This window comes from Neobacillus niacini (assembly GCF_030817595.1).
GTDB classification, from domain to species: Bacteria; Bacillota; Bacilli; order Bacillales; family Cytobacillaceae; genus Neobacillus; species Neobacillus niacini_G.
Window position 1 is genome coordinate 937675 of the sequence record NZ_JAUSZN010000001.1, and the last position, 13057, is coordinate 950731.

10 protein-coding genes and 1 pseudogene are annotated in these 13057 nt (G+C 39.9%); 1 reads left to right on the forward strand and 10 read right to left on the reverse strand.

Annotated elements, in window-relative coordinates:
- Positions 1-13 precede the first annotated feature (13 nt).
- From QFZ31_RS04735 to QFZ31_RS04770, 8 genes are all read right to left on the reverse strand, one after another.
- Complete coding sequence (locus QFZ31_RS04735) at positions 14-1480, reverse strand: CoA-acylating methylmalonate-semialdehyde dehydrogenase (protein WP_307301320.1); 1467 nt, start codon at positions 1478-1480, stop codon at positions 14-16.
- A gap of 122 nt (positions 1481-1602) precedes the next feature.
- On the reverse strand, positions 1603-2793 hold the full coding sequence (locus QFZ31_RS04740; protein ID WP_307301321.1) for a PucR family transcriptional regulator: 1191 nt from the start codon (positions 2791-2793) through the stop codon (positions 1603-1605).
- Positions 2794-2869: 76 nt separating this feature from the next.
- Positions 2870-3088 carry a hypothetical protein gene (locus QFZ31_RS04745; protein ID WP_307301322.1) on the reverse strand — a complete coding sequence of 73 codons (219 nt, stop codon included), beginning with the start codon at positions 3086-3088 and terminating at the stop codon, positions 2870-2872.
- 29 nt (positions 3089-3117) lie between these two features.
- Positions 3118-4587: an NCS1 family transporter gene (locus QFZ31_RS04750; RefSeq protein WP_307301324.1), complete on the reverse strand. Its 1470-nt coding sequence runs from the start codon at positions 4585-4587 to the stop codon at positions 3118-3120.
- Between the two features lie 469 nt (positions 4588-5056).
- Positions 5057-6475, reverse strand: coding sequence for a dihydropyrimidinase (hydA, locus tag QFZ31_RS04755; protein ID WP_307301326.1), 1419 nt, complete (start codon positions 6473-6475; stop codon positions 5057-5059).
- Positions 6476-6490: 15 nt separating this feature from the next.
- A complete protein-coding gene (gene preA / locus QFZ31_RS04760; RefSeq protein ID WP_307301328.1) occupies positions 6491-7777 on the reverse strand; it encodes an NAD-dependent dihydropyrimidine dehydrogenase subunit PreA in 1287 nt (428 codons plus the stop codon).
- An 80-nt stretch (positions 7778-7857) separates the two neighbouring features.
- The gene (locus tag QFZ31_RS04765) at positions 7858-9222 is read right to left on the reverse strand and encodes an NAD(P)-dependent oxidoreductase (RefSeq protein ID WP_307301330.1); all 1365 of its coding nucleotides are present in this window, start codon (positions 9220-9222) and stop codon (positions 7858-7860) included.
- Between the two features lie 519 nt (positions 9223-9741).
- Positions 9742-10425 carry an NAD-dependent epimerase/dehydratase family protein gene (locus QFZ31_RS04770; protein WP_307311374.1) on the reverse strand — a complete coding sequence of 228 codons (684 nt, stop codon included), beginning with the start codon at positions 10423-10425 and terminating at the stop codon, positions 9742-9744.
- A 152-nt stretch (positions 10426-10577) separates the two neighbouring features.
- Between QFZ31_RS04770 and QFZ31_RS04775 the strand changes: the two genes are divergently transcribed.
- On the forward strand, positions 10578-11048 hold the full coding sequence (locus QFZ31_RS04775) for a GyrI-like domain-containing protein (RefSeq protein ID WP_307301332.1): 471 nt from the start codon (positions 10578-10580) through the stop codon (positions 11046-11048).
- Here QFZ31_RS04775 and QFZ31_RS04780 read toward each other — a convergent pair.
- Together QFZ31_RS04780 and QFZ31_RS04785 are read right to left on the reverse strand one after the other, a co-directional pair.
- A pseudogene (locus QFZ31_RS04780) lies at positions 11021-11868 on the reverse strand (translocation protein TolB); the annotation flags it as partial. The gene QFZ31_RS04775 and the pseudogene QFZ31_RS04780 overlap by 28 nt on opposite strands.
- Before the next feature lie 158 nt (positions 11869-12026).
- Positions 12027-12977, reverse strand: coding sequence for an MBL fold metallo-hydrolase (locus QFZ31_RS04785; protein ID WP_307301333.1), 951 nt, complete (start codon positions 12975-12977; stop codon positions 12027-12029).
- Positions 12978-13057 lie beyond the last annotated feature (80 nt).

Genomic DNA, 13057 nt, shown 5'->3' on the forward strand with positions numbered 1-13057 from the left:
TGTCCCTCCTTTTTTATGCATCAAAACGGGATGTAATCATTTTTTTACGCGTATAGAAGTTTAAGCCGTCTTTCCCATTTACATGGAGATCACCATAGAAGGAATCCTTCCAGCCTGAAAATGGAAAGAATGCCATTGTTGCCGGAACACCAACGTTAATACCGAGCATACCCGCGTCAGCTTCTTCACGGAATTGCCGGATGGCCTTCGCATTATTGGTATAGATGGTGGCTCCATTTCCATATCTGGATTTTCGAATATATTCCAGTCCCTCATCTAAATCACTGGCACGGAGCAGGCTTAAAACGGGGGCAAAAATTTCGTCTTTGGCAATGGTCATTTCAGGAGTAACATGATCGAAAATGGTTGGTCCTAAGAAATTCCCTTCTGGATGGTTACTCATTTCTTTGCGTCCATCGCGGATTAAGTCAGCACCTTCTGTGATGCCTCTTTCGATGTAACCAAGGACCTTTTCGCGATGTTCTTTTCTAATAACTGGAGTTAATAACACCTCGTCATCCATTCCATTTCCGATGATCAACTCATCTGCTTTTTTCGCTAAGGCCTTTACAAATGGTTCATTGTCACCGACAACCACAACCGCACTGCATGCCATACAGCGCTGCCCAGCGCTTCCAAACGTTGAAGAGATAATGTGCTGTACCGCCTTATCCATATCGGCATCTGGCATGACAATATGATGATTTTTCGCTCCAGAAAGCGCTTGAACTCTTTTTCCTTTCGCCGCTGCTCGTTCGTAAACATACTTTGCAACCGGCTGAGAACCAACAAAAGAAATGGCCGCGATATCTTCATGATCGAGTAATCCATTTACGACATCATGTGCACCATGAACGATATTTAATACTCCAGGAGGAGCCCCAGCTTCAGAGAACAACTCTGCTAATCTATTGGCTAAAATCGGTGTCCGTTCAGATGGTTTTAACACAAAGGCATTTCCGCAGGCAATGGCTAAAGGAAACATCCAAAGCGGTACCATCATAGGAAAGTTAAATGGGGTGATGCCGCCAACCACGCCTAATGGATAGCGGAACATTTCCGAATCAATCTCTTCGGCAATACCTGATAATGTTTCACCCATCATCAAGGTCGGTGCCCCTGAGGCAAATTCTACACATTCAATACCTCTCTGAACCTCCCCATATGCCTCTTTAAATGCTTTACCATTTTCTTGAACAATGAGTCTTGCTAACTCCTCATGGTTATCACTTAATAGACTATGATATTTAAAGAGGATTCTTGCTCGTTTTGGTACCGGAACCTTTTTCCACTTGCTAAACGCTTCCTTCGCAGCCGCAACCGCCGCGTTAACATCCTCTTTCGTCGAAACTGGAACTTTAGTGAGTAATTCATTTGTTGCAGGATTTGGGACATTTAGCGTCTGACTGCTGTTTGAACTTACCCAAACCCCATTAATAAAGTTTTGTAGAACAGTAGTATCCTTTTTAGTTACGCTCATATATTCGCCTCCTAGTTAAATAGATGAATGGTAATCATATACATTCATTATCTCGTATCGTTGAAAGTTGTTCATTAGACATACTGTAAGAAAACCCCTTCTTTTCTTACACAAAATGAACACTACGTAATATTTTTTTTACTGTTTGCGAGATAGGGTGATAAATAATCTTTTACAAGCAGCATGAACTCAAATGTTACTCGTTTTTCATGGTCCATTTCTTGTTTGGAACCATTACATTCTAAATACGTTTTTAATGTTTCTAACAGCTTGCCGTTATACTTTTTATCATATTGAATGACGGGCTGTAGATATTCCATGACAAGTTCCTGTAAATCTACATGCTTACTGATTTGGGATATGAGGCGATATAAATGTAAATCCTCATAAAAGTAAATTTTTTCTTTCGACATTTCTTGTTGAATACGAAGTGTTTCTTTTGCCGTTTGGCAGCTCATATGTATATCTGTTAATTGCTCAACGAGCTTACCTGCCGCCATATATATCTTTGCTGTACGCTTCTTCCTCAGAAACTCTGAATCCTCAATTGACTGTATTGCTTTTTTTAATCGATCCTTAATATTCTTATTCGGACGATTATTTAATAAAATGAATATCACTACATTTCTTTTTTCAACCAAAAATACAGCAAAGCCATTCTGTTCAAAGACAGAACGAAATAATATCTTTATATAGGTTGCGTCTTGGTTCTCTATCTCTTTAAATGAATGTAACTTGGCTAGTAAAACAACCGCTTCAGTAGATTTTGGTTTTATCCCGTGTTCCAGTAAATATTCGTTAATACTGTCTAAGGAATGGTCACCCTCTAGCCAGCCTTGGAGCCACTCAAATTCTTCGACCCTCCTTTTTTCTTCAGCATATAACTCTCGTAAGTCGCTAATTTTCCTGTATTGTTTGTTAATAATAAAGGTATGAATATCCTGTGTAATTTCAACGAACGGAACTTCTTTTTGAAAAATAATAATCGGAAACTTTTTTTCTTCTGCAATCTTGATGGCTGCTGCTGGAATTTCTGACAAATAAGTTCCCATTTCAAAGCAAAGACCTGCTGCATTCGTTTCTACCAGTTGATTGAGCATGGAAACAAACAGGTCCTCATTCTCTGTACATGCCACACCCGTTGATAGGATAAGTTCATCTCCGTTTAAAAGATTTCGAATGTTTGTTACTTCGACAACGTGAACCCATTTTACTATCCGGTTCAAACCTTCTTCCCCAGCTATCACGACCGCTTCTTCGAAGTGCTTCCGAGATAAAATATCGGAAACCCTTAATGGTAAATGCTCCTTCATCCTATTTCTCCCAACTATAAACATAAATTTTCAAAAGAGGATTGGTTATAAGCACCAATCCCCCTTTCTTCTCAGCTCATCTTATGCCTAAATTCTGTTTAATAAGTAAGCTGGAAAAATACTTTCTTGCATTGGCAGTGCCAATAAGCAATGTTTCCTTTTCTTTACTCGCTGGGTGGTAAAACTCAACCGAAGCCCCATCTAAGTGTTCATGGACTGCATTAATTCGAAACCCCTTTTGGATGAAAAAATCAAGCTTATCTCGTTCATTAAGATATTGTTGATAATCCGACATCGTATCCTCCTACAATTCAGAAATTTTCATTAATCAAATTTTAAACCAGCAGGTGCTTCCTCGATGACAGACTCAAATTCTTCTTCAATCACCCAATCACGTCCGACTGAGATTCCTAGATATTTTGCGTCACTTGGATCTTCAATTTCAGCTTGTTGATACTTCTTAAACCACCAGTATTTGGCCAGGACATAATAGATAGCAGCTCCAAGCAGGAAACCTACTAAAAATCCATACGCCGGGAGTAAATAGGAGACATAACCGCCAATAATCCAAGCAATAAAGCCTGCAAGATTCACACCGCCCCAATATCTAAATTGACCATGGTCTTCATATAACTCCGGCACATTTACTCTTCTTTTACGGATTAAATAATAGTCCGCAAAGAGAATACCAACGATTGCTGATAATATGCCGCCAACGATTAGTAGGATAGGAATGATGACACCAAATAACTCCCACGGTTGAACGATTGTACCAACGATTCCTGCTGTGATAACACCTGCCCAAAAAGGAAACTTCGGTCCGCCTACATTAGAGAAAATCGTTGCAGCTGGAACCACGTTGGCAGCTGTATTCGTTGACCACTGGGCTAATACGATCATCAACAGTAAAACGGCAAGGATAAACCCGCTGGCTGACTCTTGAAGTGCAACTACAGGATCAGCATTTAATACCGCAATGTAAGATACTGCACCGATGATGATCATAAAGGTCTGCGTTAATGGCATGGCAACTAGATTTCCAATTAATGAACTCTTATTACGTTTAAACCAGTTTTTTTCATTTGCAGGAGCTTTTATAAATCGCGAAATCGTGGGAATATCAGCACTCAATGTTGCCCAGAAGCCCATGTTACTAAAAATAACAACCATAAAAGCAGTAACTGCCGCACCACCTGTAACAGGTGATTCTACCCAGCTCCAAACATCTCTTCCCGCTGCTTGTGCTTGGTCAGATAATGAGGAATACATCCAAATCGAGATTAAGAGAATGATTGGCGCTGCTAAATCTGCAAACCGTTCAATTGATTTAATTCCTAATGCGGTATTAATCAATTGGAAAATTGCAAAAATTATAAAGCAGACGAACCAATTATCAAAACCAGATAAAATATTTAGAATGCCGTTCATTGCTGTCGCACCAAAATAGGTATTAATGCCAAACCAAGCTGATGCAGTAACTCCCCTAGTGATCGAAGGAATATGGGTTCCGATCGTTCCAAACGGTGCTCTCATGTACACAGGAAATGACAATCCATGCTCTATGCCGATATCCGCAATTAAGGAAATGAAAAATCCGATGGCGAGTGAACCGATAATGGTTGCAAGAATGACAAGTGGCAAGGAGAGACTTTGGACCCCTGCACCGCCAATTGCAAAAGTTGCGAGCACTACTACCATCCCAACCCACATAAATGAGTATCCTAGCTTTGTAACTTTTCTGTCTTTTTGTTGAATAGGTAATAAATCTGAAGATTTTAAGTGGCTTTTTTTCATATGAACACTCCTTTTCGGTTTAACTAAAGGCTGTGTTGATTGGGCCTGTTGATTTCCGCTACACTAAGGAAAGCTACTTCGAATAATCACCGCAGTGACAGGCGGTCTTTGCCTGTCACGAGGCACTTCGCGCACCTTAGGGCGTGCCGGGGAGCCTCCTCGGCGCTTAAGCGCCTGTGGGGTCCCCCCCCAGCCCCGTACTCCCGCAGGACTCTGTAGTACTTCCTCGAATCCGCCCACGCACGAAGAAAATGCGATAGCATTTTCGAGGAGTCTTCGTGCCTTTCGCTCCAATCAACAGGGTGCAAATCAACAATTATCTCGAACACAGCCAAGATTATAGAATTTAAATAATCAAATTCAATCACCGACAACAACTGAGGTTATTTAGGGCAATTGCTTGTTGTGTGCAAGCAATTGCAGGAGTCGTTCAACAATGAATGGAGAAGTGGGTTTTAATCTAATGCTGTTAAATAGGTAGGGTTTCGTTTTGGTTTACTGGTGCATTCACATTGTATTTGGCTCTCTTAAGATATTGACCTGAACCTGGTTTGCCGACGAACTGCTTATCCCGGACGACGAATTCTCCTCGTGATAGAACGGAAACAGGTTCACCTGTGACTTTCATGCCTTCAAAGGCATTGTAATCGACTGCCATATGGTGAGTTTCGGCAGAGATTACTCTTTCAACTTGCGGATCAAAGATAACGATATCGGCATCCGCCCCCACTGCAATGGTTCCTTTTTTCGGGTATAATCCAAATAATTTAGCCGCTCGGGTAGAAGTTAAATCAACAAACTGGTTAAGACTTATGCGTCCTTTCTTCACACCCTCAGAGAATAAAATCGATAGTCGATCTTCAATAATCGGTCCACCGTTTGGAATTTTTGTAAAATCATCTTTTCCTAAATCCTTTTGTCCTTTAAAATCAAAGGAGCACTGATCAGATCCAAGAGTTTGCAATTGGCCGCTCTTTAAAGCATTCCACAAAACTTCTTGGTTCCATTTTTCTCGTAATGGAGGCGACCAAACATATTTTGCACCTTCAAAATTTGGTCTTTCTAGGTAACTTTGATCTAATACTAAATATTGCGGACAGGTTTCACCCCACACATTAAAGCCCTTGCTGCGTGCTTCGGCTATTTTTTCAACCGCATCCGCACAAGAAACGTGGACCACATATAATTGGGAGTTTGCTAGTCCGGTCAGTGTGGCTGCTCTCCCTGTCGCTTCTCCCTCTAACTCAGGCGGTCTTGTCAGTGCGTGGTAGATTGGATCTTTGTTTCCTTCCGCAATGGCCTTTTTGGTTAAATAATCAATGACATCTCCATTTTCAGCATGGACCATCACAAGCGCTCCATGTTCTTTCGCTGATACAAGGGTTCGGAACAATGTGTCATCATCTGCTTGAAAAACGTTTTTGTAGGCCATAAACACTTTAAAAGAGGTAATGCCTTCTTCATTGATCACATAAGGAAGTTCGCTTAAGACATTTTCATTAATTTCAGCAATCATTAAATGGAAACCATAGTCGATTACCGCTTTTTCCTTCGATTTAGCATGCCAGGTTTGGATCGCATTTTTTAATGGTTCACCTTTCGTGGTTAGGCAAAAATCTATTACTGTCGTAGTTCCCCCAAAAGCTGCCGCCTTTGTTCCCGTCTCAAAATCATCCTTTGTCACCGTTCCTCCAAAAGGCATATCTAAATGGGTATGAGGATCAATCCCCCCAGGAATAACAAGACAGCCATTGGCATCAATTATTTCTGCTCCTTGTGATGACAGATTCGTGCCAATCTGAGATATTCTTCCATCTTCAATTAATATTTCCGCTATATAAGTATCTGAAGCTGTTACAATCGTCCCGTTTTTTATCAATTTCTTCATACAATATCTCCCTTCTTATTTGTGAATATCAATCTTACATTCTGCTGCTAGACTCAATGCCGTCTGTCGTTCATTCCAGGACATTGGCGGCAATTCATTTGGTACTTCCACCATATCAATTGCTCCATCAACTGGGCAGACAATCGAGCAAAGATTACAGCCAACACAATCCTCTTCTCTAACCTTCAAATAGCCATTCCCGTTTTCGTCTGTTAACCTATCAATACATTGATGAGAGGTATCCTCGCAGGCAATATGGCACTTGTTACAGTTGATGCAAACCTCGGTGTTGATTTTTGCCACAATATTATAATTAAGATCTAAATTACCCCAATCCGAATATCTTGGAACAGATTTACCAATGATTTCGCTAACAGATTTAATACCCTTGCCATCTAAGTAATGGCTTAGTCCTTCAATCATATCTTCAACAATACGAAATCCATGATGCATAGCAGCAGTACAAATTTGCACTCCAGTTGCACCCATTAACATAAACTCTACGGCATCTTGCCAGTTCGAGATCCCGCCAATTCCCGAAATCGGAACATTAATATTTGCATGTCGAGCGCACTCTGCCACCATATTTAAGGCGATAGGCTTTACTGCAGGACCACAATAGCCGCCATGTGCACCCTTGCCGGCAACATGTGGAATCGTATTCCATGTATCAAGGTCTACTCCCATTAAACTATTAATGGTGTTAATCATACTGATAGCGTCAGCTCCACCATTACATGCAGCTTCAGCAGTAGCGGTAATATCCGTAATGTTTGGTGTTAGTTTTACAATAACAGGAGTTTTTGCCACTTCCTTTACCCAATAAGTCTGCCGTTCAACTAAGGCTGGTACCTGCCCAGAGGCAGACCCCATTCCTCGTTCAGCCATTCCGTGCGGACAGCCGAAGTTTAGCTCCAGACCATCGACCCCAACATCCTCAACACGTTTAACTAATTCATGCCACTTTTCTTGTTGTGGCTCCATCATTAAAGAGGCAATAATTGCATGGTTTGGAAATCTCTTTTTCGTTTCATAGATTTCCTTTAAATTAACATCTAATGGCCGGTCCGTGATCAATTCGATATTATTGAACCCAGCAACCCGCTGTCCGTTAAAACTTATCGCCGCAAACCGCGAGGAAACATTTAAGATGGGGTCGCCCAATGTCTTCCAAACGGCACCGCCCCACCCCGCTTCAAAGGCTCGCTGAACCTGATACCCTGAATTAGTTGGAGGTGCAGAAGCTAACCAAAATGGGTTAGGAGATTTTATTCCTGCAAGATTAATACTTAAATCAGCCAAATGAATTCACCCCTTTTTAATAAGAAACATCCTTTATCTATAGAAAGCGCTTACATGATTATATTCTTTTTTATTTCATATTATTGTGTTACACCAGCTGCTTTAAATTGTTTATAAATGCTATGCGCTACCAGTTTCCCTTGCTGTGCAGCGGTAACGACCATGGCATCGCCATTACCTTTTCCAAAAACAACATCACCACACGCATATATTTTGGGATTGGAAGTTTGATAGGTTTCTTTATTTACCTGTACGACACCACTATCATGCAGTAGTTCTAGAGCTTCTATTAACTCTAGATGCCTAGTTTGGCCTATCGCTTTGATAACAGCATCCACAGGAATAACATATTCAGATCCTTCAACTGGATTAGGTCTTCTACGCCCGTCTTGATCAGGTTCACCAAGATTCATTTTGATACATTCAATCCCGGTTACCTTCCCACTTTTATCGCCAATAATTCTCTTAGGTGCCGTTAACCAGCGGAATTCCACGCCATCTTGTTTAGCAAATTCATATTCAAAATCATAGGCTGTCATTTCTTCTTCCGTTCGCCGGTAAAGGATTTTTACATTTTCTGCACCTAAACGGACGGAACAGGTAGCACCATCAATGGCCGTATTTCCCGCACCGATGACAACCACGCGCTTCCCAACAAAATCCTTAGATAATTTTCCGCTTTTTGTTCCCTTTACAAATTCAATGGCATCAAAGACTCCTTCGAGATCTTCACCTTCGATACCCAAATGAGGAACATGCGCCATGCCAACTGCCAAGACAATACAATCAAAATCTTTAAGTAAATCCTCTATAGGTACATCTTTACCAACACGAGTATTGGTTTTGATTGTTACATTAAGTTTTTCAACTTGTTCCACTTCCCAATAAGAAATGGATTGTGGAAGACGGAAAGAGACAATTCCATAAGTATTTAACCCCCCCGCTTTTTCTGCAGCTTCAAATATCGTCACTTTATATCCAAACCGGACTAATTCTCTCGCAGCAGAAAGTCCAGCAGGTCCGCCGCCCACTACAGCAACAGCTTTACCATTAGGTATTCCAGGCTCGAATAGGGTTTGTTCATTTTTGATGGCCCAATCAGTGGCATATCTCTGGAGATTTCCAATCATAATGGGTTTTGTGGAATGATTTAAGACACAGGCACCTTCACACAGCTCCTCTGTTGGACACACTCTAGAACAGCTTGCTCCAACTGGATTCGAGGTCATAATCGTTTTCGCAGAACCAAGTAGATTTCCTGACGCAATTTTTTTTATAAAAGTTGGGATATCGATGCCTGTGGGGCATGCCTTAATACATGGGGCATCAAAGCAATAAAGGCAGCGATTCGATTCTTCCAACGCTTCTTGGCTGGTAAGTGCACGTTCTACTTCTTGGAAGTTACGTTCTAGATTGATAGTGGAGATTCGCTGTATTTTTTCCAATAAAAAGCCCTCCTTTTTACAAGTTACTTTACTGAAAATTCTGCATCTATTTTTAATTTTACAGACCACAAAAGTACATTTCATTATACAACCTGTAAAATGATGCTCGTATTCTACTATCCAATATGTAACTCGATTAAATAAAACGCGAAAGGTGATCATGATTATTAGATGATGTTTTGAAGGGAACTTTCGTTGAATAAAGTAGTTGATTAATAAGAGTAATTCTTGTACCAATGTTAATCTTCTACCAATTTATCACATGTGAACAAAAAATTTTGTAAAATTACATCGAACCTACTAGTGAACAATAGTAAAAAAATAGGCAGCAAAATTAATGATAAAACCAATATTTTCAAATAGAAAATAGGGTTAATTTAAAAATCATTGACAGTTAATTTAACAAATAAGTTCTCGACATTCTTAAATTATTTGCCGAATGATAAATGACAACAAAAAAAGTGCACCTAACTTGGTACACCTTTGACAGTTAAATAAGAAGGTAAAATATTCAATTGTTTAAAGCTTTTTCCATTCTGAAAACCCAACCATAGAATCAATTTCATGTGAAAGATAGATATGTTTTCCCTTTTTATTTGACTGTGCCGCAACGGCCATCGCTGCTGCCACTTTTCTTGCTTGAATCCCTCGGTACTGACGCAGGGGACCTATCATGACTTTGTTCAACATACCGCTAGCCTTTTCTGCGAGTTTCTCTCCCAATCGGAACTCTTCCCGCTTCCCTAACAACAATGAAGGTCTGAAAATATGTAGTGAAGGTATGTTTAACCTAGATAGAGTTTCCTCTACCTCCCCTTTTACTCGACTATAAAAAAATAAAGACTTAGTGTCTGCCCCCATAGAACTAACAATCAGAAACTTTTCAGCACCGTTTTCCTTTGCTAATTTTGCAGCCTCAACTGGATATTCGTAATCCACTACACGAAAAGCTTCTTTTGTCTTTGCCACTTTTATCGTTGTCCCTAAGCAACAGAAAACATCTGTAACTTGAAATAACTCATGGTAATGATGTAGGTTATTGAAATCAACCAAATGTATTTCACAAACTTTAGATTCAACTTCAATCGGTCTACGAACCAATAAATGCACTTTTTGGTAGTGCCCATTTTCACTAAGTAATTGGACTAATTCATTTCCGATTAGACCTGTAGCTCCGAGCACAAGTGCCGTTTTTTTATTCACACCCATAATAGTGCAAGCCCCTCTCAATCTTAAGCAATCTCATAAGAAAATTATACCATGCACAAAAGGTTCAAATAAAAAGTAGAAAAGAAAATGTTTTTTTCGATAAATGATATATCATTTTTATGAGCTTACATAAAGGAGAGCGAACAATGAAATATGAATGGAGAAAAAGAGAGAAAGATATATATTTGCCTGCTGCGAACCCAGCTAAGATTGCAGTGCCTCCAATAAATTACTTCACATTAAAAGGAAAAGGAAATCCTAACAACGAAGCATTTAAGGAAAGTGTGGAGGCCCTTTATGCTCTCTCATATGTAATCAGGATGCTTCCAAAGAAAGGAATCACTCACGACGGATATTATGAATATACGGTTTACCCTTTAGAAGGAGTCTGGGACTTGGATGAGGAAGGTAGACAATTAGAACAGCTGGACAAAGACAGACTGGTTTATAAGCTAATGATTCGCCAGCCAGAGTTTGTAACTGCAGACCTCTTTTCATTTGCCAAGGAAGTAAGTGCGAAGAAGATATCAGATGCCCTGTTACAGGCAGCTAAATTTGAAACGATTGAAGAGGGATTGTGTGTCCAATGTTCTTCTGATTTAATAGTAATGGCATAAAGTGCAGTAAACATAGCAGGTACCGGTCCTTCGTGCCACGCCTTATTCTCTTTTGCACGAGCCACAATCACGATATCGGCAGAGAACCATTCTAAATCCAGGTCAACGAAGCCTTTAGGAGTATATTCCTTTTGTTGTAATGAACTTGGCGTTGATTGGCTGAAGCTGACCACTTCATCCAATCTTTGTACCATAGCATTTTCCCAACTGCTTGAAATTGATCTCCTTGTGATGATAAGACACATAAGGTATTGCTGTCGTTTGACCAGGAAGCTGTAGGCATCGCTAAAAAACTAACCCACTTTCCATCAAAACTCCATTTAAAATAGTCAGCCGATATCGCAAACAAATCGGATTCATCGGTTTGAATCGTATAAAAGGGCTTCATTTTCTCTGTATTAAGATTGGCATCCACAGGAATTCTAAACAGGGGAACAGGTCCCCATCCCTTAGGAAGTAAATTAGATTGTGAGGAAACAATAAATTCTTTCCCGTTCGGAAACCATTCAAAATCACTAACACCTAAGGAGACATTTTCAAATCCATGCGGCCGGCCATTCTTTTCTTTTGTAACATTTAAAATACCCCGTGAATTGTAGGCTAGTTGATTTTTTACCGGTGACCACTTAAAATCGGATGTTTCAATGGTTACATAAGGCTGGTAGCTTTCTTTTTCCTTTGTGTCATAAATGTATAAATTTGATTTCTCTCCCTGCTCATCGCCATCAATATACGCAATAAAACGACCATCGTATGACCATTTTGGAGAAAGTACATATTGTCCTTTTGTGAGTTGGACTTCTTGATCTCCCTTTTTGATCCATAGCTAATGGTCGCGAATAAATGCAGCGGTAAGTGGAACTTCAGCACTGACCATTATTGAATAATGAAAGCTGATACAGATTAATAGTAGTAAAACCCTAAAACCCATAATTAATCCCTCCTGGTAATAGGATGTCCTGATCATGGGTATGAATTCTACATGCCCCGGCTATAGTACAATTTCCCGTTTCTCAAGTCACTATGTAGTTCCCCACTTTTTTCAAGGAAAATAAGTCTTGCTATCGTGGCCATAAGAGGAGCAAAGAATTTGGTATTACTAAGAGAACCGTAGATATCCTGGCAAACTTGCCACGCTGTCTTTTCCTCACTTCCAACAAAATTTAAGATTTGCTGTAAGCGATAGTTGTGACTCTTTATCATTTCATCTATCCGAACGTTTAGGTTGTAAATGAGTTCACCATGACCAGGGAGTGCAAGCTTGGTAGGGTATGCTTTTAATTTTTCCAATGAGGCAAAATTATCTTTTATTGGATTCTCATCGTACTCCGACCAAAGTGCTATGATTGGTGAAAGTCCAGCTAACACATGGTCCCCTGTCAACATCACCTGCTGATTTTGATTATAAAAACAGAAATGGTCATAGGAATGCCCTGGAGTCCAAATGGTTTCATACCTTTCGTTTCCTAGCTTGATAGTCTGCTGTTCTTTAAATATTCCATCGGGTTCAAATTCATAGGCAGCGGCTTCTGAATTACCCATATTTTGAGAAATTTCAGGGCAATCATGTGATTTAAGAAAACCGTGAAGCCAATTGACTCTATGATGGTTTCGTTTTCTCTGTAATTCTTGATAACCTAAATTTGAAATAAAGACAGGAATACGATGATTTTCCTGAAACCATCTAGCAAGTCCACAGTGATCTGGATGGGCATGTGTTAACACTAATTTATCGACAGTGATTCCCGATGCTAAGGTTTTTTTCCATAAATCGATGGATTGTTTTGCTTCACTGCCTGTATCGACAATCGTAAAGCCGTTTTCTCCACGGAATAAGTAACTGTTCATTTCAAACATTCCAAACGGATATCGAACAACCAGTTGATAGATATCCTCCGAGATTTTAATTAGCGTTGGGTACTGGTCCATCATTAGAACCTCCCTCGATCTTTGTCTTGATTATACTTCAGCTTCCTATAAAATGTTTGTATTTTTTTAACTATGTAATA